This is a genomic window from Rhizobium sp. TH2, assembly GCF_024707525.1.
Taxonomy (GTDB): Bacteria; Pseudomonadota; Alphaproteobacteria; order Rhizobiales; family Rhizobiaceae; genus Rhizobium_E.
In genome coordinates, this window is the sequence record NZ_CP062231.1 from 742,339 (window position 1) to 767,229 (window position 24,891).

The 24,891-nt window shown below is 60.4% G+C and carries 27 protein-coding genes; 18 read left to right on the forward strand and 9 right to left on the reverse strand.

Annotated elements, in window-relative coordinates; translation table 11 throughout:
• The first annotated feature begins 87 nt into the window (after positions 1-87).
• The 10 genes from IHQ71_RS03730 to IHQ71_RS03775 all read left to right on the forward strand — a co-directional run bounded on the left by IHQ71_RS03730 (position 88) and on the right by IHQ71_RS03775 (position 11,376).
• Positions 88-1,026, forward strand: coding sequence for an ABC transporter permease (locus IHQ71_RS03730; RefSeq protein ID WP_258162730.1), 939 nt, complete (start codon positions 88-90; stop codon positions 1,024-1,026).
• Between the two features lie 80 nt (positions 1,027-1,106).
• Positions 1,107-1,904 carry an ABC transporter permease gene (locus IHQ71_RS03735; protein WP_258162731.1) on the forward strand — a complete coding sequence of 266 codons (798 nt, stop codon included), beginning with the start codon at positions 1,107-1,109 and terminating at the stop codon, positions 1,902-1,904.
• A complete protein-coding gene (locus IHQ71_RS03740; protein ID WP_258160626.1) occupies positions 1,897-3,918 on the forward strand; it encodes an ABC transporter ATP-binding protein in 2,022 nt (673 codons plus the stop codon). The genes IHQ71_RS03735 and IHQ71_RS03740 overlap by 8 nt, the downstream gene beginning before the upstream one ends.
• Before the next feature lie 69 nt (positions 3,919-3,987).
• Positions 3,988-5,268: an FAD-binding oxidoreductase gene (locus IHQ71_RS03745; protein ID WP_258160627.1), complete on the forward strand. Its 1,281-nt coding sequence runs from the start codon at positions 3,988-3,990 to the stop codon at positions 5,266-5,268.
• Positions 5,269-5,334: 66 nt separating this feature from the next.
• The gene (locus IHQ71_RS03750) at positions 5,335-6,222 is read left to right on the forward strand and encodes an ABC transporter permease (protein ID WP_258160628.1); all 888 of its coding nucleotides are present in this window, start codon (positions 5,335-5,337) and stop codon (positions 6,220-6,222) included.
• Positions 6,219-7,043 carry an ABC transporter permease gene (locus tag IHQ71_RS03755; protein ID WP_258160629.1) on the forward strand — a complete coding sequence of 275 codons (825 nt, stop codon included), beginning with the start codon at positions 6,219-6,221 and terminating at the stop codon, positions 7,041-7,043. The genes IHQ71_RS03750 and IHQ71_RS03755 overlap by 4 nt, the downstream gene beginning before the upstream one ends.
• Positions 7,044-7,083: 40 nt before the next feature.
• On the forward strand, positions 7,084-8,151 hold the full coding sequence (locus tag IHQ71_RS03760; RefSeq protein WP_258160630.1) for an ABC transporter substrate-binding protein: 1,068 nt from the start codon (positions 7,084-7,086) through the stop codon (positions 8,149-8,151).
• Between the two features lie 66 nt (positions 8,152-8,217).
• Entirely contained in the window at positions 8,218-8,838 is a 621-nt protein-coding gene (locus IHQ71_RS03765; RefSeq protein ID WP_258160631.1) for a cupin domain-containing protein, read from the forward strand.
• Positions 8,828-9,913: an ABC transporter ATP-binding protein gene (locus IHQ71_RS03770; RefSeq protein WP_258162732.1), complete on the forward strand. Its 1,086-nt coding sequence runs from the start codon at positions 8,828-8,830 to the stop codon at positions 9,911-9,913. Before IHQ71_RS03765 ends, IHQ71_RS03770 begins: the two co-directional genes overlap by 11 nt.
• A 35-nt stretch (positions 9,914-9,948) precedes the next feature.
• Positions 9,949-11,376 (forward strand): aldehyde dehydrogenase family protein, encoded by a 1,428-nt coding sequence (locus tag IHQ71_RS03775; protein WP_258160632.1) that lies wholly within the window; start codon positions 9,949-9,951, stop codon positions 11,374-11,376.
• A gap of 30 nt (positions 11,377-11,406) precedes the next feature.
• Here the strand turns inward: IHQ71_RS03775 and IHQ71_RS03780 are convergent, their stop codons facing one another.
• The 6 genes from IHQ71_RS03780 to IHQ71_RS03805 all read right to left on the reverse strand — a co-directional run bounded on the left by IHQ71_RS03780 (position 11,407) and on the right by IHQ71_RS03805 (position 17,161).
• On the reverse strand, positions 11,407-13,944 hold the full coding sequence (locus IHQ71_RS03780) for a bifunctional diguanylate cyclase/phosphodiesterase (protein ID WP_258160633.1): 2,538 nt from the start codon (positions 13,942-13,944) through the stop codon (positions 11,407-11,409).
• Positions 13,945-14,084: 140 nt separating this feature from the next.
• Positions 14,085-14,231 (reverse strand): hypothetical protein, encoded by a 147-nt coding sequence (locus tag IHQ71_RS03785; RefSeq protein WP_258160634.1) that lies wholly within the window; start codon positions 14,229-14,231, stop codon positions 14,085-14,087.
• A gap of 294 nt (positions 14,232-14,525) precedes the next feature.
• The gene (locus IHQ71_RS03790; protein ID WP_258160635.1) at positions 14,526-14,708 is read right to left on the reverse strand and encodes a hypothetical protein; all 183 of its coding nucleotides are present in this window, start codon (positions 14,706-14,708) and stop codon (positions 14,526-14,528) included.
• A 153-nt stretch (positions 14,709-14,861) separates the two neighbouring features.
• Positions 14,862-15,323, reverse strand: a complete 462-nt coding sequence (locus IHQ71_RS03795; RefSeq protein ID WP_258160636.1) for an Rrf2 family transcriptional regulator — start codon at positions 15,321-15,323, stop codon at positions 14,862-14,864.
• Between the two features lie 119 nt (positions 15,324-15,442).
• Positions 15,443-15,631, reverse strand: a complete 189-nt coding sequence (locus IHQ71_RS03800) for a hypothetical protein (protein WP_258160637.1) — start codon at positions 15,629-15,631, stop codon at positions 15,443-15,445.
• Between the two features lie 174 nt (positions 15,632-15,805).
• Positions 15,806-17,161: an FAD/NAD(P)-binding protein gene (locus IHQ71_RS03805; RefSeq protein ID WP_258160638.1), complete on the reverse strand. Its 1,356-nt coding sequence runs from the start codon at positions 17,159-17,161 to the stop codon at positions 15,806-15,808.
• A gap of 305 nt (positions 17,162-17,466) precedes the next feature.
• On the opposite strand from IHQ71_RS03805, the gene IHQ71_RS03810 reads away from it, so the two are divergent.
• From IHQ71_RS03810 to IHQ71_RS03825, 4 genes are read left to right on the forward strand one after another with little or no spacing between them, the layout of a single operon-like run.
• Complete coding sequence (locus tag IHQ71_RS03810; RefSeq protein WP_258160639.1) at positions 17,467-18,711, forward strand: FAD-binding oxidoreductase; 1,245 nt, start codon at positions 17,467-17,469, stop codon at positions 18,709-18,711.
• A 17-nt stretch (positions 18,712-18,728) separates the two neighbouring features.
• Complete coding sequence (locus IHQ71_RS03815; RefSeq protein WP_258160640.1) at positions 18,729-20,234, forward strand: ATP-binding protein; 1,506 nt, start codon at positions 18,729-18,731, stop codon at positions 20,232-20,234.
• Entirely contained in the window at positions 20,231-20,668 is a 438-nt protein-coding gene (locus IHQ71_RS03820) for a response regulator (RefSeq protein ID WP_025556595.1), read from the forward strand. Before IHQ71_RS03815 ends, IHQ71_RS03820 begins: the two co-directional genes overlap by 4 nt.
• Entirely contained in the window at positions 20,665-21,705 is a 1,041-nt protein-coding gene (locus IHQ71_RS03825) for a sensor histidine kinase (protein WP_258160641.1), read from the forward strand. Before IHQ71_RS03820 ends, IHQ71_RS03825 begins: the two co-directional genes overlap by 4 nt.
• Positions 21,706-21,774: 69 nt before the next feature.
• On the opposite strand, the gene IHQ71_RS03830 is transcribed toward IHQ71_RS03825, so the two are convergent.
• Together IHQ71_RS03830 and IHQ71_RS03835 are read right to left on the reverse strand one after the other, a co-directional pair.
• Positions 21,775-22,350 (reverse strand): RNA polymerase sigma factor, encoded by a 576-nt coding sequence (locus tag IHQ71_RS03830; protein ID WP_258160642.1) that lies wholly within the window; start codon positions 22,348-22,350, stop codon positions 21,775-21,777.
• The gene (locus IHQ71_RS03835; protein ID WP_258160643.1) at positions 22,347-22,544 is read right to left on the reverse strand and encodes a NepR family anti-sigma factor; all 198 of its coding nucleotides are present in this window, start codon (positions 22,542-22,544) and stop codon (positions 22,347-22,349) included. Before IHQ71_RS03835 ends, IHQ71_RS03830 begins: the two co-directional genes overlap by 4 nt.
• A 170-nt stretch (positions 22,545-22,714) precedes the next feature.
• Here IHQ71_RS03835 and IHQ71_RS03840 point away from each other — a divergent pair, with 170 nt between their 5' ends.
• Positions 22,715-22,879 carry a DUF1328 domain-containing protein gene (locus tag IHQ71_RS03840; protein WP_258160644.1) on the forward strand — a complete coding sequence of 55 codons (165 nt, stop codon included), beginning with the start codon at positions 22,715-22,717 and terminating at the stop codon, positions 22,877-22,879.
• Between the two features lie 130 nt (positions 22,880-23,009).
• Here the strand turns inward: IHQ71_RS03840 and IHQ71_RS03845 are convergent, their stop codons facing one another.
• The gene (locus IHQ71_RS03845) at positions 23,010-23,207 is read right to left on the reverse strand and encodes a CsbD family protein (protein ID WP_258160645.1); all 198 of its coding nucleotides are present in this window, start codon (positions 23,205-23,207) and stop codon (positions 23,010-23,012) included.
• Positions 23,208-23,725: 518 nt separating this feature from the next.
• Here IHQ71_RS03845 and IHQ71_RS03850 point away from each other — a divergent pair.
• From IHQ71_RS03850 to IHQ71_RS03860, 3 genes are all read left to right on the forward strand, one after another.
• Positions 23,726-24,067, forward strand: coding sequence for a YqjD family protein (locus IHQ71_RS03850; RefSeq protein ID WP_258160646.1), 342 nt, complete (start codon positions 23,726-23,728; stop codon positions 24,065-24,067).
• 2 nt (positions 24,068-24,069) lie between these two features.
• Entirely contained in the window at positions 24,070-24,486 is a 417-nt protein-coding gene (locus IHQ71_RS03855; protein ID WP_258160647.1) for a hypothetical protein, read from the forward strand.
• Between the two features lie 75 nt (positions 24,487-24,561).
• The gene (locus tag IHQ71_RS03860; protein WP_258160648.1) at positions 24,562-24,810 is read left to right on the forward strand and encodes a hypothetical protein; all 249 of its coding nucleotides are present in this window, start codon (positions 24,562-24,564) and stop codon (positions 24,808-24,810) included.
• Positions 24,811-24,891 lie beyond the last annotated feature (81 nt).

Below are 24,891 nucleotides of genomic sequence, written 5' to 3' on the forward strand. Positions count from 1 at the left end.
TTCCTGCATTCCGTGTTACCCTGGCTTGTGCCGGGGTAACATCAACCAATCGGGAATCCGGGGGACGGGGCGATATTCTATTATGTTCTGAAGCGGTTGCTTCTGTCGTTTCTGACGCTATGGCTCTTGAGCCTTTTGGTCTTCGCCGGTGGACGCATGTTGCCGGGCAATGTCGGTCGGGCCATGCTCGGCCCGTTTGCCGATCAGGGGGCCGTTGATTTGCTCAACCATGAAATGGGCACCGATCGCCCGCTGCTGGTGCAATATGGCAGCTGGATCGGCAACCTCGCCACGGGCGATCTCGGCAAGTCCTATGCCTATCGCGCGCCGGTGTCGCAGTTCCTGGGAACGGCAGTATTCAATTCGGCCAAGCTTGCAGGCGTGGTCTTCCTTCTCGTCGTGCCGCTCGGCATTTTCGGCGGCGTCATCGCGGCCTTGTACAGGGGGCGCGCCGCGGACCGCATCATCTCGGTCTCCGGCCTGTCGGCGACGGTGGTGCCGGAATTCGTCTCCGGCATCGTGCTGATCCTGATCTTCGGCGTCTGGCTGAGATGGTTTCCAATCTCCGCGACCTGGCCGAGGGACGCCGGTTTCTTCACCCAGGTCTATCACCTGATCCTGCCCGCCATGCCGCTGGTTCTCGTGCTGTTCGGCTATATCGCCCGCATGGCGCGCGCCGGCACGATCGAGGCGCTCGACAGCGAATATACCCGCACGGCAATCCTGAAGGGACTGACCTATCCGCAGGTCATCTGGCGCCACGTGCTGCGCAATGCGCTGCTGCCGACGATATCAGTCATCGCCACACAGACGGTCTATCTGATCGGCGGCCTAGTGGTGATCGAGATACTGTTCCGCTACCAGGGCATCGGCAGCCTGATCTATACCGCCGCCAACAAGAAGGACTTCCCCATGCTGCAGGCGGGCGTCATGATGGTCGGCGCGCTGTTCATGATCTCGACGCTCGCCGCCGACCTCCTGCAGGCGATGCTCAATCCGCGCATCAGGTTCGGAGGCAAAGCATGAGCATCGATGCGACCTCTGCGCCTGTTATCGAAAAGCCGCATTCGGCCTGGAACGATTTCAAGCACAATTTCGGCCTGATCATGCGCTCGGCGACGTTCCTGACCGGCGCGTTCATCGTGCTGTTCTGGGTGCTCTGTGCGATCTTCGGGCGAGCGCTCGTGCCCTACGACCCCTTCGCCGATGACATGCTGAACTCGCTGCTGCCGCCGTCGGCCGAGCATTGGTTCGGCACGGACCAACTGGGCCGCGACGTGTTCTCCCGCGTCATCGCCGGCGCGCGTGACATCCTGACGATCGCGCCCCTAGCCACGCTGCTCAGCACGTTTCTCGGCACCGCGCTCGGCCTGACAATGGGCTATTTCGGCGGCTGGATCGATGAAGTCCTGAGCCGCATCGTCGATGCCGTGCTGGCGCTGCCGACCGTCATCGTCGCACTGCTGGCGCTGACGGCGCTGGGGACCTCGACAACCACAGTGCTCTTCGTCATCGGCTTCAGCTTTGCCCCGATCATCGCGCGCACTGTGCGGGCCAGCGTACTCGCTGAGCGCGACCTAGATTATGTCTCGGCCGCCGAACTTCGCCGGGAAAGCCGGCTATACATCATGTTCGTGGAAATCCTGCCCAATGTGATCCCGCCGATCCTGGTCGAATCCACCGTGCGCCTCGGCTACTCGATCTTCGCGGTGGCGACGCTCTCCTTCATCGGCTTCGGCATCCAGCCGCCGTCACCGGATTGGGGCCTGTCGATCTCGGCCAATTACGGCCTGATGAATGGCGGTTTCTGGTGGACGGTGGTGTTCGACAGCCTGGCGATCGCCTCGCTGGTGATCGGCGTCAACCTGATGGCGGATGGTATCCAGAGTGCGCTCGATGACTGATGCGACCCCCACGCTGAAACTTGAAAATCTCGATGTCGAATATCGCGTGCGCGGCCGCTCGCGGAAGGTGCTGAGCGATATCAATCTCGAGATCGGCCGCGGCGAGTGCTACGGCCTTGTCGGCGAATCCGGCTGCGGCAAATCCACCGCCGCCTATACCGTGCTGCGCTACCTGCCGCGCAACGGCTCCGTGCCACGCGGCCGGGTGCTGATCAACGGCGAGGACCTGCTCGGCTTCGATGGCGAGAAGCTGCGCGAACTGCGCCGCAAGTCCGTTGCCATGGTCTACCAGGATCCCGGCAAGGCGCTCAATCCGTCGATCCAGATCGGCAAGCAGGTCGCGGAGGTGTTCGAGCTTCTCGGCGTGCCGAAGGCGGAATGGCGGAAGCGCACCGTCGATATCCTCAAGAAGGTGCGCATATCAGATCCCGCAAGCGTCATGGAACGCTACCCGCACCAACTGTCGGGCGGCATGCAGCAGCGCGTCGCAATCGCCATGGCGCTGGCGAGCGAGCCATCACTTCTGGTGCTCGACGAGCCCACCACTGGCCTTGATGCCACTGTCGAAGCCGACGTGCTGGACCTCATCGTCCAGCTTCGTCATGAGTTCGATACGTCCATCCTGTTCATCAGCCACAATCTCGGCGTCATCGCCAAGATGTGCGACCGCGTCGGCGTGCTCTATGCCGGCCGGCTGGTCGAGCAGGGCAAGACATCGGAGATTTTCCGCAACCCGCGTCATCCCTATACGGTGGGCCTGCTGCGCTGTCTGCCGCAGCGCGGCCGCTCGAAAGACGTCGCGCCGCTTACCACCATTCCCGGTTTCCTGCCGACCGCGGGTTCCGACATCAAGGGCTGTGTTTTCGCCGACCGCTGTCCGCTGGCCGATGAGCACTGTCGCAAGGTCGATCCGCCGCCATATCATGTCGGCGAGGGGCATTTCAGCAAGTGCCATTATCATGAGCGGGCCGCCAGCCTGAACTTCGACACGGAGGCGGTCAGTACCAGCGGGTCGGAATCGACGAAGAAGATCCTTGAGCTCGTAGACGTCTCCAAGACTTTTGGTCGCGGCGGTTCCACTTTCCGGGCATTGAACGATGTATCGTTCGACGTCATGGAGGGCGAGACGCTCGGCATCGTCGGCGAATCCGGTTCCGGCAAGACCACGCTCGCCCGCTCCGTACTCGGCATCGTGCCGGCCGACGAGGGCAGCACCATCCGGCTTGATGGCAAGCCCGTGGCGCCGCTGCTGAAGAGCCGCGCCCAGAGCGAAGTCAAGTCGCTGCAGATCGTGTTCCAGAATCCGGATTCGGCGCTCAATCGCTCGCATACTGTGCGCCGCATGATCGGCCGCACCATCAGCCTGCTGACCGGCCTGGCAAGTACAGCCAAGGCCTCGCGCATCCTCGAACTCACCCGCGCGGTCAGGCTCGCCGACCGCTATCTCGACATGCGTCCGCGCCAGCTCTCCGGCGGCCTCAAGCAGCGTGTGGCAATCGCGCGATCCTTCTCCGGCGACCCGCGCGTCGTGGTTCTCGACGAGCCGACTTCGGCGCTTGATGTTTCGGTGCAGGCGGCGATCCTCAACCTGCTGGTCGAACTGCAGAAGGACAAACAGGTCAGCTATATCTTCATCTCGCACGATCTCGGCGTGGTGCGCTATCTCTCCGATCGCATCGCGGTGCTCTATCTCGGCCGGCTGATGGAGATCGGCAAGGCTGATGCGGTGTTCTCCGGCCCGCACCATCCCTATACCGAGGCGCTGCTGTCCTCCGTGCCGTCGGTCGATGGAACGCACCGGGAGCGGGTGAAGCTCAACGGCGAAATCCCGAGCGCCATGAACCCGCCCAGCGGCTGCGTGTTCCATACACGCTGTGTCCGCAAGATCGGCAAGATCTGCGAGGAACAACAACCACCGCTGCATGACACCGGCGATGGCCATCTCATCCGCTGTCACATCCCGGCCGCCGAGCTGCCGCGCGCGCCGGTTGAAAGGGAAGTCGCCATCAACTAAGGGCGATTTCGACTTTTCATATCCGTGAAACCGGCGTAGGATTTTCAAATACTGCCGCCGGGTGAAAACATGCAGGGATTCTTTGAACCGCTCTGGGCCGATGGCGTGCCGCGCCCCGCCTATAACGCGCCGATCGCCGCTCGGGAAAGCTGCGATCTGCTGATCATCGGTGGCGGCTTCATGGGGTTGAGCGCAGCCCGTCATGCTGCGCGCGCCGGTCTCTCCGTGCGTGTCATCGATAGCAGGCGCATCGGCGAGGGCGCCAGCGGCCTCAACGGCGGGCAGGTCATCCCCGGCATCAAGTTCAATCCCGACTGGATTCTTGAGCATTTTGGCGAGGAGCAGGGTGCGCGGCTCAATGCCTTTGCCGAGACGACGGCCGATGTGCTGTTCGACGCGATCGAACAAGAGAAGCTGGATGTGCCGTTCGAACGCAGCGGCTGGATCCAGGCCTGCCACACCGAGACGGCGATGGAGAATGCCGAGGAACGCTACCGGCAATGGTCGGTGCGGGGCGCCAATGTCGAGATGCTCGATTCCACCGCGATCAGCCGACTTGTCGGGACCAGCAACTATTTCGGCGGCTTCCATGACAAACGCGCCGGCGTGGTTCAGCCGCTCGCCTTCACAATGGAATTGGCGCGGATCGCCAGGGAAGCTGGCGCGCTGATCACTGAGAATACGGCATGCACCGCGCTTCGCAAGCAGGACGGTCAGTGGGTTGCGACGACCAGCGGCGGCGGCGAGATCCGCGCCCAAAACGTCATCCTTGCGACCAATGCCTATACCGATCGCCTGGTCCCCGGACTCGCGCAGACTCTGGTGCCGCTCCATTCCTTCCAGGTGGCGACATCGGTGTTGCCGGATGAGCTTCAGCGTTCGATCCTGCCCGGCAAGCAGGCGGTGTCGGATTCGCGTCGCATCGTCATTTATTATCGCAAGAGCCCGGATGGACGGCTGGTGCTTGGCGGGCGAGGGCGCATGTCGCTCCCCCAAAGCGAGGCGGATTGGGCGCATCTCGAACACGGGCTCACGCGCATCTTTCCGGCACTCGGAAATATCGCGATCGAAAAGCGCTGGTTCGGCCGGGTGGCGATGACGGCGGATGGCCTGCCGCATATCCACGAGCCGGAAAAGGGCTTGCTGACACTGGTCGGTTGCCAGGGCCGAGGCGTGGCGATGATGACCGCGATGGCCAGGAATTTCGTCGATTACATCCTGACCGGTGACGGCAAGCAGCTGCCGTTCCCAATCTCGCCGATCCGGCCGATCCCGTTCCACGCCTTCCGCCAGATCGGCGTGGCCGCGACCATCGCATGGTATCGCATGCTGGATGCCGTTGAGCGCTGAATTCGCTTGACTGCTTCTCAAAAATGAAAATGATGTAGGAAATTTCACGAACTAGAAAGCGGATCGATGAACACTATCGTTCCTGCCGCGCCGCCACTCACATCGGGTTCGTCTCGCAACTTCCGCGTTGCGATGCTGGCACCGGGCGCGCTGGTGACCTTCGTGCTGATTCTCTTCGCGCTTGGGCTTGTCCTGTTCCTCGGCTTTCGCGTCAACGACGGCTCGCTGACTGGCGCGGGTTTCACCTTTGGCAATTTCGTCATCGTCCTGACCGATCCGCTTTATGTGACCGTCGCGATCCGCTCGCTCGTCATCGCCGGATTGGTGACGCTGGCAACCGTCGTCACCGCCTATCCGGTCGCCTATTATCTCGCCTTCCATGCCGGCCGCCATCGCGGGCTTCTGCTCTTCCTGGTCACGTTGCCGTTCTGGACGAGCTACCTGCTCAGGGTCTTCGCCTGGAAGATCGTGCTCGCCTATAATGGCGTGCTGAACTCCGCGCTGCTTGCCACCGGCGTTCTCTCGGAGCCGTCGCTCGCTTTCCTCAACACGCCCGCCGCCGTTGTGCTCACGCTGGCACACGCCTATGCGCCGTTCGCCATCCTGCCGATCTATGTGGCGCTGGAGACGATCCCGAAATCGCTGCGCGAAGCCGCGTCGGACCTCGGCGCCCGCCCGGCGTACACCTTCCGGAAGGTGATCCTGCCAATGTCGATGCCCGGCGTACTGGCCGGCGCGCTGGTCGTCTTCGTGCCCACTGTCGGCGATTATGTGACGCCCGCCATGGTCGGCGGACCGGCCAGCACCATGATCGGCTCGATGATCCAGGCCCAGTTCGGCAAGGCCAATGACTGGCCCTTCGGCGCGGCGCTTTCCGTCTCGGTCATGCTGTTGATCCTCGCCATGCTGCTGATTGTCCGCTTTGCCGACCGCAAGTTCGGGAGCCGCACATGAGCGCGCGCGCAAATCACGGCGGCGGCGGCGGTTGGCTTGGCGTCTATGTGCTGGCCTATCTGGTCTTTCTCTATCTGCCCGTTGCGCTGATCCCGATCTTCTCCTTCAACGATTCCATCCAGGCGGCCTTCCCGCTGAAAGGCTTCACAACCGCGTGGTATCAGCAGCTCGCCGGCAATGACGCCTTGACCGGTGCGGTCATGACCAGCCTAACGATTGGCCTCGTCGCGGCCTCGATCGCCACGCTCTGCGGCACCACCATCGCCTATATGGATACCCACTGCACTTCGCGGCTGGCGGGCATCATTTCCGGCATCGCGCGGCTGCCGATCCTGATTCCTGGCGTCATCGTCGGCATTGCGCTGCTGATCTTCGTCAACCTGATCGGCCTTGGGCCATCGCGTACGGCAATTGTCGCCGGACACGTTCTTGCCGGCTTGCCGACCACTGTCGTAGTCATGCGCGGCCGTTTCGCCTCGATCCCGAAAAGCATTCCGGAAGCGGCGGAGGATCTTGGTGCCAGGGAGTGGCTGGTGTTCTGGCGCATCATGCTGCCGCTCAGCCTGCCGGCGATCGGCTCGGCCTTCATGCTGGCCTTCCTGATCAGCTTCGACGAGTTCATCATCGCCTTCTTCCTCGCCGGCACCGAACCGACGCTGCCGCTCTATATCTGGACGCAGCTTCGCTTTCCGAAGTCGCTGCCGGTGGTGATGGCGCTCGGTACCGTCATCCTCGTCGTGTCGATCGTCATCGCGACGGCGGCCGAACTCCTGCGTAACCGCGGGCTCGCTGGCGCCCGCATCAAGCCAGCCGCAGCATGACTAAAATCCATAACAAGAACCGACAGAGAGGAGAATGAACATGACAAAGCACATCAACAGGACAAGCCTTCTCAAGAAGGCCACGGTCGCGGCGCTTGCGCTGGCGGTTTCCGCCGGTGCGGCACTCGCCGACGGCAAGCTTAAGTATTTCACTTGGTCCGGCTATGAACTGCCGGAATTCAACAAGACATTCCTTGCGAAAAATCCCGACGGCATCGAATTCTCGATGTTCGGTGATGACGACGATGCCTTCACCAAGGTCAAGGCGGGCTTCCGCCCTGATATCGCCCACCCCTGCTACGACAAGGTGGCGCGCTGGAACAAGGAAGGCCTGCTGCAGCCGATCGACACCAAGCGGATCAAGAACTGGGACAGCATCTTCCCCGTCTTCCGCAATCTGCCTGACATTCAGGCGGGAGATGGCAAGGTGTGGTTCGTGCCGTGGGACTGGGGCAATACCTCGATCCTCTACCGTACGGATCTGGTGGAGAATCCCGAGCAGAGCTGGAACCTGCTGTGGGACAAGAAATATGCCGGCCGCATGGCGACCATCGATGCGGTTCACGACACGCCGATCGTGGCAGCTCTGTTGGTTGGCGTGAACCCCTTCGACATGAAGGAAGGCGATATCGACAAGGTCGCCGCGAAGCTGCGCGAACAGCGCCCGCTCGTGACCGCCTATACGACGGACATGACCTCGGTGGAACAGTCGCTGTCCTCAGGCGAACTGGTCGCAGCCATGACCTGGAATGCGTCCGCCAATGCGCTGAAGAAGCAGGGCGTCAAGGTCGAGTTCATGAAGCCGAAGGAAGGCATGCTGACCTGGACCTGCGGCTTCGTCATTCTCAAGGATTCGACCAATGTCGATGCGGCCTATGACTTCATCAACTCGCGGCTTGAAACCGACTCCGGCAAGTACCTGATCGAGGCCTATGGCTACGGCTCATCGACCAGCACAGCATTCGCAGCCGTGCCGAAGGAAACGCTCGACGCCATCCAGCTTCCCGCCGACCCGGAAGCCGTGCTGAAGACGACGATCTTTACCGGCCCGATGAAGCAGAACGACGACATGGCCAAGATGTTTGAAAAGGTGAAGGCGGGCGGCTAAGCTCGTTTCAAACCGGGCGGCGCGCGTCGCCCGGCAATCGATACTTGACGTGGGATTCAGGACGGCATGGGCGATGAATTGGAAGAGATGATCGAAAAGCCTGTGCGCGACGCGAACGACGCGGATATACTGGTCGGCCGGCGGGTGAGGGCGCTCCGGCTGGAACGCAACCTCTCGCTTGCCGATCTCGGTAGCAAGGCGGGCATCTCTATCGGTGCGCTCAGCCAGATCGAACGCGGGATATCGTCCTTGCGCGTGCGTGTCATCTGGCCGCTCGCTGCCGCGCTGGGCGTCGAACCGAGCGCCTTGATCGGCGACGGCGGTGAGCCGTCCAACGATCTCTATTGCGTACGATCGGGCATGCGGCGAACGTTGCCCGTTCATTCCGAAGGCATTGCCAAGTGGCTGCTGTCGCCGCCGGGCGCCACGCTCACCGGCATGATCGTCACCGTGGAGCCGAATGGCGGCACGGCCGAGGCCTATGCCCATGTCGGTCACGAATTCGGCTATGTGACGGCAGGTGAGATCGAACTGGTGATCGACGGCACCACCTACAATCTGAAACAGGGCGATAGTTTCGCTTTCAAGAGCACGCTGCTCCATGCATTTCGCAACAATGGCAGCGTGGCGTGCGAGATCATCTGGATCAACACGACCAAGCCCTCCGAGGTGCGTGATAATGCCTGACGCATTGCTTGAGCTGTCGGCGGTCCGCAAGACCTTTCCCGGCGGCGTCATCGGGCTCGATTCCATCGATCTCGATATCGCGCAGGGCGAGTTCCTCAGTCTGCTCGGCCCTTCCGGCTGCGGCAAGACCACGACGCTCAGGGTGATTGCGGGTTTTGAAGCGCCGACTTCAGGCACGCTCAGGCTCGATGGCCAGGACATTACCGGATTGCGACCCTATGACCGGCCGGTCAACACCGTCTTCCAGGACTACGCGCTGTTTCCGCATATGAATGTCGCCGAAAATGTCGATTTCGGCCTGTCGCTCCGCAAGCTGCCAGCCGGCGAACGGAAGAAGCGGGTTGCAGATGCGCTCGACCTCGTGGGCTTGGCCGACAAGATCGGTGCGCGAGTGCTGGAACTCTCGGGCGGCCAGCGGCAGCGTGTGGCGCTCGCCCGCGCCATCGTCTGCGAGCCGCGCGTGCTGCTGCTGGACGAACCGCTTTCGGCGCTTGACGCGCATCTGCGCGAGCAGATGCAGATGGAACTCAAAAGCCTGCAGGCCCGCCTCGGCACGACCTTCGTCATGGTCACCCACGATCAGACCGAGGCGCTGTCGATCTCCGATCGCATCGTCGTAATGCATAAGGGCCGGATCGAGCAGGCGGCAACGCCGGCCGAGCTCTATGACCGGCCGGCGACCAAATTCGTCGCCGGCTTCATCGGCACGATGAACCTTCTGCCGGCGCGCTTTCTCGGGCGTGAATGGAACGCCCTGCGCTTCGAAAGCGATGGCCTGCGCTTCGGCATCGCGGCGGAGGATCATCCTGCGATGGAGGCTGGCGCCGCGACCACCGTCGGCATCCGGCCCGAGGACTTCATCATTGTCCCGGATGGCACGCCGGATTCATTTGCGGCCGAGGTTTCGAGCGTCGTATTCCACGGCAAGGCGCTGCGCGTGCATGCGCGCGCCGGCGCGGAGACGAAAATTGTCGTGGATTTGCCGCGCCAAGGCGAGGGTCGCGAATGCAGGCAGGGCATAATTTTAAATATCGGCTTGCGCTCCGGCGCCTCTTGCCCGCTTTTGCCGGCCTGATAGAAGAGCATCAAACATAAGAACGGGAGACTGAAATGAGCAACCACCTGAAATTCTACATCGATGGCGCATGGGTCGATCCCGTCGTGCCGGCCAAGCTCGACGTGATCAATCCGGCGACCGAAGAGGCCTATACCCAGATTTCCGTCGGCACCAAGGCCGATGTCGATAAGGCCGTGGCGGCTGCCAAGCGCGCCTTCAAGACTTTCTCGCTCGTGTCGCATGCCGATCGCGTGGCGCTGCTCAAGCGCATCCTCGAAATCTATAACGAACGCTTCGAGGATATCGCGCAGGCCGTGTCCGATGAAATGGGCGCGCCGATCGGGTTTGCCCGCGACGCACAGGCCTGGGCCGGTCGCGCGCATATGGAATCGACCATCGCTGCACTCGAAAACTACGAATTCAGCGAGAAGCGCGGCGCAACCATGGTGGTCAAGGAACCGATCGGCGTCTGCGCGCTGATCACGCCGTGGAACTGGCCGCTCAACCAGATCGTCTGCAAAGTAGCGCCCGCGCTCGCCGCAGGCTGCACCGTGGTGCTGAAGCCCTCTGAAATCGCCCCGATCTCCGGCGTGGTCTGGTCCGAGATCATGGATGCCGCCGGCGTGCCGAAGGGCGTCTACAACATGGTCAATGGCAACGGCCCGGACGTTGGCCAGGTCATGGCCGGCCATCCCGATGTCGACATGGTATCCTTCACCGGCTCGACCCGCGCCGGCATCATCGTCGCCAAGACGGCGGCCGATACGGTCAAGCGCGTGGCGCAGGAACTCGGCGGCAAGTCGGCCAACATCATTCTCGAAGATGCCGATTTCGCCACCGCCGTCGCCAAGGGCGTCGAAGGCTGCTTCGGCAACACAGGCCAGTCGTGCGACGCGCCGACTCGCATGCTGGTGCCGAAGGGCCGCCACGATGAAGCGCTCGGCATTGCCAAAAAGGCCGCCGAAGGCTTCAAGACCGGCGATCCGAAGGCCGAAGGCACCGATCTCGGTCCGGTTATCAGCCAGCTTCAGTTCGACAAGATCCAGCGTCTGATCCAGACCGGCATTGATGAAGGTGCGACCGTCGTCGCCGGCGGTGTCGGCCGTCCGGACGGCCTGAACCGCGGCTATTACATCCGCCCGACCGTGTTCGGTCACGTGACGCCTGAAATGACCGTGGCACGCGAAGAAATCTTCGGACCGGTCCTCTCGGTCATTTCCTACGACAACGAGGATCATGCCGTCGAGATCGCCAACGACTCGGTCTACGGCCTCGCCGCCTACATCCAATCGGAAAACAAGGACCATGCACGCAAGGTCGCCGCGAAGATGCGCGCCGGCACGGTGAACTTGAACTACCCTGATTGGGATACGTTCTCGTCCTTCGGCGGCTACAAGCAGTCGGGCAATGGACGCGAATATGCCGATTTTGGCATCCACGACTTCCTGGAAATCAAGAGCATCGTCGGCTACGGCGATTGATCGCCAGTTGTTCCACGGCCACGTGAAAAATCAGGTCCGCCAGCTCTGCTGGCGGGCCAATTTTGTGACGGCTTCGAAGTCCAGCGGGCGGGCGAGGGCATAACCCTGCAGCAGGTCGCAGCCGAGATCCTGCAGGATGCGGATATGTTCGCGCGTCTCCACGCCTTCCGCCACGACCCTGATGCCGAGCGACTTGCCGATCTCGATGATCGAGCCGACCAGCTTGCGCTGTTCCGTGGTCTCCGTGATTGGCTTGATCAACGCGCGATCGATCTTCAGGGTACCGGGGCCGATCTTCAAAAGGCTGACAATCGAGGCATGGCCGGTGCCGAAGTCATCGATCTCGATGCCGATCCCGAGCTTTCGGATGGCCCGAAGATTGTCGTTCACCGCTTCGTCGCAATCGTCGAGGAAGATCGATTCCAGCAGCTCAAACGAGACGGTGCCCGGTACGATCTTCAGGCTCTTGAGCTTGCGACTGAGCGCCGGGTCATTCAGGCGGCGGGACGAAACGTTGACCGAAATCTTCGGGATCGAAATGCCGGATGCCTGCCAGGCGGCGTAATCCTTGAGCGCGCGTTCGAGGATGATGCCATCGATGGCCGATACCACGTCGAGGTCCTCGGCCACTTGGAGGAACCTATCCGGCGCCAGCAGGCCGTTGGTCGGATGGTTCCAGCGCGCCAGCGTCTCGGCGCCTGAAATGTCGAGGCTCTGCGCATGGAACTGGAGCTGGTAGTACGGCACGAACTCGCCGCGCTCGAGGCCGGACAGGATGTCGTCAGACACGCGCTTGGTATTGATCACGTCGTTCTGGATGGCGACCGAGAAGAATTCGAAGCGGTTGCGGCCCTGGGTCTTCGCGCGATAGAGGGCGATGTCGGCGTTCAGCAGCAGTTGCTTGGCGTCGATCGCGCCGCCGCCCGCATAAGCGATACCGATCGAAGCGCCGATGCGGCAGACGTGGTTCTCGAAACTCACTGGATCGCAGAGCCGCTTGATGATGCGGCTCGCGAGCTTGCCGAGCTTGTCCTCGGAGCCGTCATAGCGCGACAGGATCACGAATTCATCGCCGCCGATACGCGCCACGAAATCACCCGGTCCCATGTTCTCATTGAGAACTTTTGCCGTGTGGATCAGCATGTGGTCGCCGGCGAGATGGCCGAGCGTATCGTTGATCTGCTTGAAGCGATCGAGATCGAGATGGATCACAGCCATGCCCGAACCGTTGGCGAGGCAGTCGGCGGCGCGCTGGCTCAGCGTCTCGTCGAGATAGCGGCGGTTCGGCAATGCGGTCAGGAAATCGTGCAGCGCGTTATGTTCGATCTCGGCCTTGGTTACTTCGAGCTCATGGTTGCGCGCTTCGGCCAGGCGATTGGCTTCGGCGAGTTCCTGCTGAATCGTCACGTCCTGGGTGGCATCCCAGTTGGCGCCAATGATACGCGTATCGCCGCTGTCGAGGTTGAATGGCGCGACACGCGCCCGGATGTGGCGGATGCTCCCGTCGCCGCGTATGATTCTGAACGCATTCTCGAAGGCCGTGCCGCCCTTGCCCGCATACGCCTCGACCTTGGCAACGGCCCGCTCCCGGTCATCGGGATGGATCATCTCCTGCCAGTCGTCGGCGTTTTGCAGCAATGGCTGACCCTTTATGCCATATATCTCCTGCAGGCGCTCGTCCCAGAGGCTGGTGCTCTTTTCGACATCGACCTCGAAGACGCCGATCCGCGAGACCTCGAGCGCGAGGTCCAGCTTGCGGGAAAGCTGCAGCAGCGCCTCTTCGGTCGCCTTGCGGGCGCTGACATCGGTGTCGGTGCCGACGATGCGGGCGGGCCTGCCATCCTCGAACCAGTCGATGCAGGCGCCGCGGCACTCGATCCAGATGTAATGGCCAGCGCTATGCCGTTCGCGATATTCGAAGATTTGCTTGAAATCGCCGCCTTCGCCCTGCTTGCGGATTTCCTCCAGAACCATCTCACGGTCGTCGGGATGGACGCTCTCGATCCATGTCTCCATGTCGGCGGCGATGATGGCATCCGGTGCGAAGCCGCGCATCGTTTTCCAGGTCTCGGAATAGTAGAACTGGCCTGTCGCGAAATTGTGGTCCCAGACGCCGAGGATGGAGCCGACCAGCGCATGGTTCCAGCGCTGTGCCCAGCTTTGCATCTCGGCTTCGGTCCGCTTCTGGCGGTCGATATCGGTGAGCTGGACGAGGATCTCGGCGGCATCGCCGTGGACGGTGAGACTCGCGGTCGAGATCTGCGCCAGCATCCAGACATCGCTGCAATCGGCGCGCAACAGGCGAATCTCGATCGCCTGTGCATTTTGCGGTGCAAGCCGGAGCCGGTTGATACTGAATTCGAGCGTGTGACGGTCGTCCGGATGAACCAGTTCGGCAAGCGAGCGGGAATCGCGAAGAAAGGCAGCGCAGGCCTGGTTGCAGTAGAGGATGCCGCAGTCAGCGGAGATCAATGCAAGGCCGCCCGGGGCGCTATCGATCAGCTCCGCCAGGAACGCGCGCCCGCCCGAAATGCCGGCAGGCGAAATCTTCTCTTGATGCGGCTTCAAACTCACACTCACAACACGTTTGCGCAAATGTGATATAGATCGCTTAAATAGCTCTTAACCCGACAGAATTTCCCGAGATTTCACGGATTTCGGGGGAGTTGACGATCGTCAAGCTCATATGAAAATGGGCGATACCGTGCTCAGCCGAGCGTGAAGATGCAGGCGGTGACGAAGATGAACGCGAGCGCGACGCCTGCGGCAAGCAGGACATTTTCCTTGCGGGGCCGAGCGAAGAGAACCTGATTGCGATTGCCGGTGGCGGCGGATGTCGCGGAATGAATCTTCATCTGTCTTCCTTCACTATCTGCGGTCGGCGCTCGTTCCAACTTAGCCGAAGCGCCTGAGCTCCAGACGCGGACCACGGGGCGTCCGTCCAGCCTCGTTTGATAGTGCATATTACTTACTCTATCAAGTATGTAGAGATTAGGATTTCCAAATTTCGATGGAATGCGGAAAAGCTGTTCCAAATCGTCCATGTGGACAAAAAAATCCGGACCACTGGGGTCCGGGCGCCAACGGGGCGGAAGTCAGAGTGGGCCAGGGGCGACGGCGACGCCGTCGCAAACTGGAATTTGAATGGGTCAGAAGAAACGGTGGGCGTGAAGCGCGAAAATCGCGGGTTCCTCTGCCTCGCGCTCCTTGGCAGGTTCCATGACCGTGATCTTGTATTCGGTCTTCCTAGGCTTTTCCGTCAGCGGCACGGGGGGCATCTGCGCCTGCTTGGGAAAGAAGAAGCCCATGGCGAATCCGTTCATCATCAACATCTGAAGTCCCTCCAGGAAACCGGAATCGTTAACAACGCCATTAATGCACCCAAAGTCTATAAAATCAATATGGAATGTCGGAAAAAATGAAAAATGCGCCGGCAAGGTTTCGACGGCGCATTCAAGACGTTGAAATATAACGCGATATTGGCCCTACGAAGCCGCTTCCTCAAGGATGAGTCCGGCGGATGAGGCGGCATATTGGCCCGAAACCAGGCGCTCCAGCGTCATGTTGTCGAGGATTTCGGCGACCGCGTCGCGGACCTCGGTCATCGATTTGCGCACAAGACAGGTCTTCGGATCGCGGCAGTCGTCACAGAGCTCGAGCGCCGTGCGGCTGGCGCAGCGAATGGGCGCCAGGGGACCGTCGATGACTCGGATGGCATGGCCGATGCGGATCTCGGAGGCGGGACGCGACAACGAATAGCCGCCCATCGGACCCTTCTTCGAGCGCACGATACCCGCATTGCGCAGTTCGAGCAGAATAGTGTCGAGGAACTTCTTCGGGATATTGTGGGCGGTCGCGATTTCGTTGCTGAATGCGGTCTCGCCCGGTGCGAGGCTGGCCAAGGCGATCAACGCCTTGAGGCCGTACTTTCCTTTATTCGTAAGCATAATTTACCCAGATTCCGCCCGATTTCACAACTCTCTTACTCCGGTTCGGGCCGCTAAAGAAGAGAGTCACTCGAATTGATTGATAATATGGGTAAAGACGTGACGAAATTCAGCGCTTTTCACGAAAAAAGTGAAGGCGATCGGCGGAAATGGGCCCCGATTGCGCTCTGGGCGTCATGCATCGAGCGGAAAGAGCGCCCGTCGAGGCCCATGACGCTGAATTTTACCGCCATGAATTTGAGCGAATCGGCAAAGGGGACAAGGATACCGACCGGAACGCCGGCATATTCGACAACCTGTTTCTGCATGACTAAGCCGCCTTGGAATCGAGTTCACGATGCTTGACGGGGACAAGATGATATAGTCTATAAAAATTGTCAATTATAAATTTGTTTAGATTGGAAATTTTTTCGAACATTAGAAGAATTTTTTGTGACTATCGGAACCATTTTTCGCCATTCGCGGCAGGAAAGAATGACGTTTCACGCCGCCAGGGCGATCTTGCCGGCAATCTTCTTCGCCTGCACACGGATATCCGGCACGGCGAAGATCTCGAAGAACTGCCCGACGGTCATCGGACCCATGGCATAGACGTTCGAGCGGGGCGTGCCTTCCGGAGAAAGGAGTTCGGACTTGGCGCTCACGGCAAGTCCCAGGCCTTGCGCATCGGCGGCGATCAGCCCGTTTGCCGCCATCTTCTTGAGCAGCGGCACCTTGGAGATCGAACACTTCTCCATGCCGGTACAATTGACGATGCGGTCGAAATGAATGTCCCGCATCTCGTGGGAGTGCCGGTCCAGGTAGGTGGCGACCACATGGTCGTCGCTTTTATGGATTTCCTGCAGCCAGCCCGAATGGATCGATACCTGGCCCTCGTGCCGCATCGTGTGGACGACATCGGCGATCTCGGGCGCCATGCGATGGCGGTGAACGCTCCACCAGGCATTGGCGTGACGGAAGAAGCGCGCGCGCTCCGTGGCGTCGAGTTCCTGCCATACCGACTGCGTCATCGGCCGGAGCGCATCGATGACCATGCGCCAGTCATGCACGTTGCGTGCCTGGCGGCGAAGCAGCTGGAGCATTTCGGACAGCGTCCTGCTGCCGGGCTCGAAGGCGGGCTCGGCCGGATCGCTGCGCGGCACGACATGCACCTGTGGCAGCAGGCCATGACGGGAGAGGATGTGGATCTTGCCCCGGTGGCCCTGCTTCTTGAGCGAGACGACCTGATCGACGGTGGTGAGCCCCGAGCCAAGCAGAAAGATCGTCGCATCGGGATCGATCTCCTCGAGCCAGTCGTCCGCCCAGGCATTGATGGTGATATGCGACCGGGCCAACGGATCGATGGCACTCTGGGCGATCGGCAGGCCCGAAGGCGTGCCGCCAAGACAGAAGACTGTATGCGCGGCCTGTACCTGCTCACCGTTCGACAGGCTGAACACCTGACAGTCAGCCTCCAGCTGCTCGCAATTGATCGCCTCGGCATCGGCGAATGTCACGCGCGCCCAATTGTCCTTCTGTTGCAGGCTGGTGGCGAGTGTTTGCTGGACGTAGCGGCCAAAAAGCTGGCGCGGCACGAAATCTTCCTTGCCGAATCCATGGCCGCTCGCGGCCAGCCATTCGACGAGATGGTCGGGCCGGTCGGCATAGAGGCTCATCCGGCCGGCGGGCACGTTGAGGCGGTGGTTCTCTTCCTTTGTGGAATAGGCGACGCCGAGACCGTATTTGGACCGATTTCCGACAAGCGAGATGGTCTTGGCCGGTGGCAGGTTCTCGAGCAGGTTGATGACCATGGCCGTGGCGGAGAAACCTGCGCCCAAAACCGCGACGTCCGAGTTCATTGCGTCCCTCCGAGAGCCGCGTCCAGCGCGGAAATCCTGGCCCATATTCATGCTTCAATTCTTGTTCTATGTATAGACATAATTTTCCAAACTGCGCCATGCGTTTCCCTTCAAGGGAATTGGCTAGGCCGCGTGCGTTCCTAGCAGTCTCACGAAATTGGCTTATTGTCTATAAAAATTATATACTAATATTGGGCGCACTTTATGGAGCCCCGCGCGTTTTTCCGGGAACCGATTGAACAGTCACGCGTTTTGAAGCGCATGAGGCCATCGGGCCAATCCGGTCAGGGGATCACTTTCCGTAGATGTCAGTCACAAAGAAGCGCGATCTTCACACAGACACGCCCTTGTGGTCGCTGACGCCTCGAATCGGGGTGCGTTCGCATGCCGTCCCGCTGAAACAATATTACGATGTCGTCATAGTGGGCACCGGAATCAGCGGCGCGCTGATGGCGCATGCGCTGGCGGACGGTACGCGGTCGCTGCTCGTCATCGACAGGCGCAAGCCGGTCGGCGGATCCAGTCTTGCAAGCACGGCGATGATCCAGCACGAGATCGATGTGCCGCTTGGCAAACTTCAGCAAAGGATTGGCAAGGCGAAGGCGAAGCGGGTCTGGGCTCGCTCCATGGATGCCGTCGAAAAGCTGGCGTCGAAGATTGAATATCTGAATATCGGTTGCGGCTTCGCGCGAAAGCGCGCGCTGTTTCTCTCGGGCGACGAGATGGGCTGGCGTGCTTTGCGGGATGAGGCTGGCCTGCGCAACGGCGCTGGCTTCGATGCGCAATTCATCGATGCGGCAGCACTTCGATCGGGTTACGGCATCGACCGCACAGGCGCCATCCTCACCGACTGTTCCGCCTCCGCCAATCCGGCCCAGATGACTGCCGAGTTTTTACGTCAAGCGGTGAGAGGCGGAGCGGAACTGGTATGCGGCCCTGAAGTAATGGACATTTCCAGCAAGAGCGGCGAAGTCGAGTTGGTGCTCTCCTCGGGTGAGACACTGCGCTGCGGCAATGCTGTGTTCTGTACCGGCTATGAATTCCTCGACAGCGTTGCGAGAGCCGACCATTCGATCATCTCCACCTGGGCGATCGCCACGCGCGCGAACGCGCCACGGCCCGAATGGCTGGATGATTGTCTGGTCTGGGAGGCTGCCGATCCGTATCTCTATATGCGCACCACATCGGACGGGCGGATCGTCGCGGGTGGCGAGGACGAGGATGATCCGAGAGCCCATGAGGACCAACGCAAGCTGAAGGCCAAGCAGAAGACGATCGCGCGCAAGGTCAGCACCTTGCTGGGATGCCAAATCGGCGAGATTGAATTTGCCTGGGCCGGTGCTTTTGGAGTAACCCCGACTGGACTGCCGATTATCGACGAAGTGCCTGGCATGAGACACGTGTTCACCGTGATGGGCTATGGCGGAAACGGCATTACCTTCAGCCAGATCGCTTCGGAAATCATATCAGCGAAACTGTCGGGGCATCGGGACAAGGATTTTGATCTGTTCCGCTTCGGCGCCGCACCGGCGCCGCGCAAGGCGGCATGAGGGGCTAGACGCTGTAAATGACCACGTCAAAGACGAACTTCATCAGGTCGACCGTCATAGCGCTCGCAGCGGGTGCGCTGCTGCTGATCGCGATCATCGGCTCTACCCTCTATCTCGTCTATCAGACGCAGAGTTACGCCGAAGGCGCGATCACCTCGCGCCGGGTGCGAAGCACTGCCGCCGATCTGCTCCTGACCGTCCAGAAAGCCGAAACCAGCCAGCGCGGCTACCTGCTCACTTCGGACATGACGTTCATCGATTCCTACCGGCAGGCATCGGCCGACATGATCAGCAAGGAACTTATTTTCGAGGAAGCGATCAGCAGCAATCCCTTCATCAAGGTCGATCTGCCACAGTTCCAGAAACTGGTGACGAGCAAGGTATCCGAACTCCAGCAGACCATCGAACTTTCCGAGAGCGGCCGTCGCGACGAGGCGATGGATGTCGTCAGGAGCGGCCTCGGGCGGACCCAGATGTCGGAGATCGAATCGGTGTTGCAGGGTGTCATTGATGCTGGTGACGCACGTATAGCCGATCAGGTCGCCGCCCAGGTCCGAATGGCCGGCATCCTGCGCGTGGTGACGATCTGCGGAGCGATCTCCATCGCATCGCTTCTCATCGGCGTCGTTCTGATTATCTCGCGTTATGTCAAGGAGATCCAGAATGCGCAGGCGGAACTCGGCGAGATGAACTCCAGCCTGGAAGGCCGCGTCCATGAACGAACCGAGGACCTGATGCAGGCCAACCAGGAAATCCAGCGCTATGCCTATATCGTCACTCACGATCTCAGGGCGCCGCTGGTCAATATCATGGGCTTCACGGCGGAGCTCGACGGCGCACTGAATGCCATCCGCAGCTATTTCAAGACCGAAGATGGCGACCAGGGCAATGTCAGCGACGATGTCCGCAATCAGGCGCGTCTGGCGGTCGAGGAAGACCTGCCGGAGGCGATAGGCTTCATCCGCTCCTCGACGCGCAAGATGGATGGTCTGATCAACGCCATCCTCAAGATTTCGCGCGATGGCCGACGTCAGCTTCAGCCGGAGCCGGTCGATCTTGGCGCTGTGGTGCGGACCAGCGGCGAGGCCGTCCAGCACCAGATCGACGAGGCGGATGGTGCGCTCGAAATCTCGGTCAACGTCAAGGATTTGATCTCTGACAGGTTCTCGATCGAGCAGGTTATTGGCAACCTGTTCGACAACGCCGTGAAGTATCGCGAGCCGTCCCGCCCGCTGGAACTGTCGGTCAAGGCATTCGCGATCAATCGCTTCAAGATCGGTATCGATATCAGCGATAACGGGCGCGGAATCGCACCCGAGGACCACGAGCGCGTCTTCGAGCTTTTCCGCCGGTCGGGCTCCCAGGACAAGTCAGGGGAGGGCATCGGTCTGGCTCATGTCCGCTCCCTGGTCCGCAACATGGGAGGCGAGATCAAGGTCAAATCCGAGCTTGGAAAAGGCACGACCTTCATGATACGCCTACCCCACGATTTGAGCCAGTTTGTCAGGAGTACGGGCCAATGAAAGCGGCAGGCCGCGAAGTAACGATCGTGATGGTCGAGGACGATGAAGGCCATGCGCGCCTCATCGAGAAGAACGTCCGTCGCGCCGGCGTCCACAATGAGATTATTCCATTCACCGACGGCACAAGTGCGCTGAAATATATTCTCGGCGCCGATCTTTCGGGCGAGGAAAGCAAGAACCGCTATCTCCTCATCCTGCTTGATCTCAACCTGCCCGACATGTCGGGAATCGATATTCTCGAAAAGGTGAAATCCAATATCCATACCAAGCGGTTGCCGGTCATTATCCTGACGACGACCGATGACGAGCGCGAGATCCAGCGCTGTTATGATCTCGGTGCCAATGTCTACATCACCAAGCCTGTCGATTATGAGGGCTTCGCCAACGCAATCCGCCAACTGGGCCTCTTCTTCTCGGTGATGCAGATACCTTGAACGCCACAATCACAAAGATTCTTTACATCGACGATGACGACGGTCTTGTCCGCCTCGCGAACAAGACCTTTTCCCGCATGGGCTGCGAAGTGGTGCATGCGCCGGACCACGACGCCGGCCTGGCGAAACTTGGGGAAGGCGGCATCTCCGTCATCATTCTCGACCATTATCTTGAGGGCACGACCGGGCTCGCCTTCCTGCAGGCAATGCGCGAGCGCGCCATCGAAGTGCCTGTCGTCTATGTGACCGGCTCTAGCGAGGCGACGGTGGCGATCGAGGCACTGAAGGCTGGTGCCGAAGACTACGTGATCAAGACCGTCGGCGAGGATTTCTGGGCGCTTCTGATCAGTGCGGTCAAGCAGGCGCTCGACAATGCCGAACTGCGCGCCGCAAAGCGACGGGCCGAACAGGAAATCATCGAGGCCAAGGAACGCGCCGAGATACTCCTCACCGAAGTCAATCATCGCGTGGCAAACAGTCTGGCGCTGGTTGCGGCGCTGATCCGCATGCAGGCTTCGTCCAGCCCGGACGCCGCCGTCAAAGCGGCCCTGTCCGAAACGCAGGCGCGGATATCGGCGATCGCCGGCATGCATCGCAGCCTCTATACCTCCGATGATGTTCGCATCGTCGAGATGAACCGTTATCTCTCGACGCTGGTCTCGGAACTGGCGGATTCGCTGGAAAAGGGCAGGCGCAAATCGCGCATCATCAGCCGCCTTGACCGCGTCGATCTGTCTTCGGATCGCGCAGTCTCGGTCGGCATGATCGTGACCGAGTTGCTGACCAACGCAATCAAATATGCCTATCCGCAGGAAACCGACGGCGAGATACGGGTTACCCTGGAAAAGCACGACAACGACACGGCGACCCTCGCGGTCGAGGACGATGGGATCGGCTTTACCGAGGCGGATACGTCATCTGGAACCGGCCTCGGTTCGCGTATCGTCGCCTCCATGGCCAAGACAGTCGGCACCGGGATCAACTATATCCAGCGCGAACGCGGAACCCGCGCCGAAGTGCAGATTTCACTCAACTGAGCATGAGCACCAAAACCGAAACGCCGCGCTCTTAAAGCGCGGCGCCCATATTCTCGGCTTCATCTGCCGTCAGCTGTTGCGGGCAAAGGTCTTGCTGGTCACGGCGAGCGAATGCGAATCGGGGCCGAAGTCGGCATCACCGGTAATCTTCAGCATTTCGGCGAGCCGTGTCCGCGCGCGGTTGACGCGGCTCTTGATCGTGCCGACCGCGCAGCCGCAGATGACCGCAGCTTCCTCGTAGGCAAAGCCTGACGCGCCGACCAGAATGATCGCTTCACGCTGGTCATCCGGTAGTTTTTCGAGCGCCGCCTTGAAGTCGTTCAGATCGAGGATGCCGTGCTGGCTCGGATTGTTGGATAGCTGTTCGGTGAAGTAGCCGTCCGAATCCTGGATCTCGCGACCGCTTTTCCGGGCCTGGCTGTAGAATTCATTGCGCAGGATCGTGAAGAGCCACGCCTTCATGTTGGTGCCGTGTTCGAAGGATTCCTTCTTGGCCCAGGCCTTCATGATCGTGTCCTGCACGAGGTCGTCGGCATAGTCGTGGCGCTTGGAGAGCGAGACCGCAAATGCGCGGAGGCTGGGCAGGCATGCGAGCATGGATCGCTTGAAATCGCGCTCGATTGCGTCGGGCGAGACATCCGTCATTTGAACTCCTCGACCGCATCGTTTCTTTTTGCCGCCCGCTCGGCCAGGTCAAGCTTTTCGAGAAGATCAAGGAAGCGGTCGGGTATGGCCTCTTCCTGGAGCGAATCGTAATATTCCCTCAAGCGCTTCGGGATTTCGGCATAGGCGCCGGATATATCCGCGGAGCGTTTGCCCCTGATATGGTTGTCTTTCATCAACTTTTCTACTCACGTTGCAACGTTTTTACCGCTGACGCCAAAAACGTGCCAATGTGGCATATGTTCCATGGCCTTGAAAATAATTCTTCAGCTTCGTTTTCAGCCTTCGCCGGAACAAAATGCCGCATCAATCGATTATATGCACAGTCAACCGCAGGAGAAGACCGATGCTCTACTATGCACTTCTATTTCTTGTTGTTGCGATCATCGCAGGCGTTCTGGGCTTCACTGGAATTGCAGGTGCCTCGGCGAGCATCGCACAAATTCTGTTCTTCGTCTTCCTCGCCCTAATGGTCGTTTCGCTGTTGATGCGGGCCGGCCGGCGCACCTAAGATCAAGACTGTTACTCCAGAGATCAAACCCGCCGCATGCCGGCGGGTTTTCCATGCGCGATTTTATTACGAAAAGGACAAATAAAAGCGGGGCCAAATGGCCCCGCCTCGCGGTATTTGAGAAAATTGATCAGTGGCGGCTCAGCCAGGTATCGATGTCGCGCTCGGCGTCTTCCTGCGCGGTGCCGTAGCGCTCCTGGAGCTTGCCGGCGAGCTCCTTGCGATTGCCCTGGATGACGTCGATGTCGTCGCCGGTGAGCTTGCCCCAGTTCTTCTGGACCGAACCCTTGAACTGCTCCCAATTGCCTTCTACCTGGTTCCAATTCATCTCGTGTTCCTTTCATGAGGTTGAAACAAAGAGCGGAATTTTCGCTCGGTTTGACAACGGCGCCGCGCGTAAAGAGTTCCCCAAAATCGCGACTCCAGGAAGTCTCAAATTTCTTTTGGAACCCCCGGAACTTTTGTCTGCGCAATCTGTTTTTGTATCGCGAACCTGCTTCCCCTGACAGGTTCGCCCCTCCGGCGTCACCGCTCCCCGCCCGCAGGTGGCGCCCCCAGAAGGAGAGAAGCGTTATTCCGTCCCCCCGAAACGCTTCTCTCCTTCTTACTTCCAAGCAAACCCCGGCTGATTGTCTTCGACGGAACAATGCGTCCGGCACCGCGTTACTGCGACACCGCCGGCGGCTCTGCCGCAATGGAATTGAGAAGTCTGGAGTGACGATGAAGCATGAAGCCGATTCTACTATGGCTGATAGGCATTCCCGTGCCGATCATATTTTTCCTCTACATCGTGGGCTGGCTCTGATCGCCGCCCATGCGACCCACTAACCAATCAGGAGAACGATCATGGCACTTTCGAAAGCCGCAAATGATGCAAAAGCCAGCGCCAACGAAACCTTGTCGCAACTCGAACTGGAACAGCGTCTCGACGACCTGAAGAGCGAGATCGCATCGATCACCAAGACGCTCTCGGCGCTTGGCGGGCAGAAGGTCGAGGACTATCGCGCCGGCATGGAACGGCTGGCAGCGGATGCGGTTTCCGCGTCGCTCAAGGCGTTCGACTCGGCCCGTTCGGAGGCCGTATCGCTCGAGGAAACCTTCGAGGAGCATGTGCGCGCCCATCCGCTCCGGTCGGTCGGTATCGCGGCTGGCATCGGCTTCCTGTTCGCGCTCATGAGCCGCCGCTGATCATGGCCGAACTCGTCGCCGCACTTACCGGACGCATACGGGCTTCAGGCCAGCAACTGGTCCTGACGCTGATCGCCTACGCGATCGTGGCGCTCCTGCTTCTGTCGGCCTATGTGGCGTTCATGTACGCGCTCGGGCTGGCAATTGCAGCGGAGTTCAGCCCGGTTATAGCCGCGCTCTCGATTGCGATTGCGACGCTGGTCATAGCGCTCGCCATCGTGGTCTGGCTGAAGGTTCGCGGCCGCAGACTTGAGCGGCGCCGGGCGATCTATGCGAGAAGCGCCGTCAATGCCGGCTCGGCCGCCGCGATGGCGACCATGGTCCCCATGATGATCCGGGCAAGCCCGGTTGGGTCCCTCGTCGCGGTCGCCGTGCTGGCTTATGTCGTATCCCGCGCCGGACAGCGTGACCGGCGCTGAAGCAAGGCCCTTCCGCTCTCGGGCGGAAGTCTCTGAAGTTTTTGTAAAACCATCAAGAGGCTCAAGGAGGCCAACATGCTCGACAAGATCCAGAGCCCTGAAGTCAGGGAAATCATGAACGATCCGAATCTGACCCATCACGACAGAATCAAGAAGCTGATGAAGATTCGCGATGACGCGCGCGCAGAACAGCGCATGGCGTCGGAAGGCCCGACCGTCGATGACGACGGCCTGAATTCGAAGCTGCGCGATGTCGAAATGCTGCTCGACAAGCTCGGCGAGACGCCGGCCGTCGAGGAAGGCAAGGGCGCCAACACGCTTTGATCCATTTGGCCCGCGGGAAATTGACCCGCGGGCCTTTTCATGTTCCCTGTCGAGGGAGCAAATAAAAGCCGGAAAAATTTG

Excerpts from the sequence above, each read along its gene's own strand:
- IHQ71_RS03735 (WP_258162731.1), top strand. The coding sequence starts at position 1,107 with ATGCGCTCGGCGACGTTCCTGACCGGCGCGTTCATCGTGCTGTTCTGG.
- IHQ71_RS03740 (WP_258160626.1), top strand. The coding sequence starts at position 1,897 with ATGACTGATGCGACCCCCACGCTGAAACTTGAAAATCTCGATGTCGAA.
- IHQ71_RS03745 (WP_258160627.1), top strand. The coding sequence starts at position 3,988 with ATGCAGGGATTCTTTGAACCGCTCTGGGCCGATGGCGTGCCGCGCCCC.
- IHQ71_RS03750 (WP_258160628.1), top strand. The coding sequence starts at position 5,335 with ATGAACACTATCGTTCCTGCCGCGCCGCCACTCACATCGGGTTCGTCT.
- IHQ71_RS03755 (WP_258160629.1), top strand. The coding sequence starts at position 6,219 with ATGAGCGCGCGCGCAAATCACGGCGGCGGCGGCGGTTGGCTTGGCGTC.
- IHQ71_RS03760 (WP_258160630.1), top strand. The coding sequence starts at position 7,084 with ATGACAAAGCACATCAACAGGACAAGCCTTCTCAAGAAGGCCACGGTC.
- IHQ71_RS03765 (WP_258160631.1), top strand. The coding sequence starts at position 8,218 with ATGGGCGATGAATTGGAAGAGATGATCGAAAAGCCTGTGCGCGACGCG.
- IHQ71_RS03775 (WP_258160632.1), top strand. The coding sequence starts at position 9,949 with ATGAGCAACCACCTGAAATTCTACATCGATGGCGCATGGGTCGATCCC.
- IHQ71_RS03785 (WP_258160634.1), bottom strand. The coding sequence starts at position 14,231 with ATGAAGATTCATTCCGCGACATCCGCCGCCACCGGCAATCGCAATCAG.
- IHQ71_RS03790 (WP_258160635.1), bottom strand. The coding sequence starts at position 14,708 with ATGTTGATGATGAACGGATTCGCCATGGGCTTCTTCTTTCCCAAGCAG.
- IHQ71_RS03795 (WP_258160636.1), bottom strand. The coding sequence starts at position 15,323 with ATGCTTACGAATAAAGGAAAGTACGGCCTCAAGGCGTTGATCGCCTTG.
- IHQ71_RS03800 (WP_258160637.1), bottom strand. The coding sequence starts at position 15,631 with ATGCAGAAACAGGTTGTCGAATATGCCGGCGTTCCGGTCGGTATCCTT.
- IHQ71_RS03805 (WP_258160638.1), bottom strand. The coding sequence starts at position 17,161 with ATGAACTCGGACGTCGCGGTTTTGGGCGCAGGTTTCTCCGCCACGGCC.
- IHQ71_RS03810 (WP_258160639.1), top strand. The coding sequence starts at position 17,467 with ATGTCAGTCACAAAGAAGCGCGATCTTCACACAGACACGCCCTTGTGG.
- IHQ71_RS03815 (WP_258160640.1), top strand. The coding sequence starts at position 18,729 with ATGACCACGTCAAAGACGAACTTCATCAGGTCGACCGTCATAGCGCTC.
- IHQ71_RS03820 (WP_025556595.1), top strand. The coding sequence starts at position 20,231 with ATGAAAGCGGCAGGCCGCGAAGTAACGATCGTGATGGTCGAGGACGAT.
- IHQ71_RS03830 (WP_258160642.1), bottom strand. The coding sequence starts at position 22,350 with ATGACGGATGTCTCGCCCGACGCAATCGAGCGCGATTTCAAGCGATCC.
- IHQ71_RS03835 (WP_258160643.1), bottom strand. The coding sequence starts at position 22,544 with ATGAAAGACAACCATATCAGGGGCAAACGCTCCGCGGATATATCCGGC.
- IHQ71_RS03840 (WP_258160644.1), top strand. The coding sequence starts at position 22,715 with ATGCTCTACTATGCACTTCTATTTCTTGTTGTTGCGATCATCGCAGGC.
- IHQ71_RS03845 (WP_258160645.1), bottom strand. The coding sequence starts at position 23,207 with ATGAATTGGAACCAGGTAGAAGGCAATTGGGAGCAGTTCAAGGGTTCG.
- IHQ71_RS03850 (WP_258160646.1), top strand. The coding sequence starts at position 23,726 with ATGGCACTTTCGAAAGCCGCAAATGATGCAAAAGCCAGCGCCAACGAA.
- IHQ71_RS03855 (WP_258160647.1), top strand. The coding sequence starts at position 24,070 with ATGGCCGAACTCGTCGCCGCACTTACCGGACGCATACGGGCTTCAGGC.
- IHQ71_RS03860 (WP_258160648.1), top strand. The coding sequence starts at position 24,562 with ATGCTCGACAAGATCCAGAGCCCTGAAGTCAGGGAAATCATGAACGAT.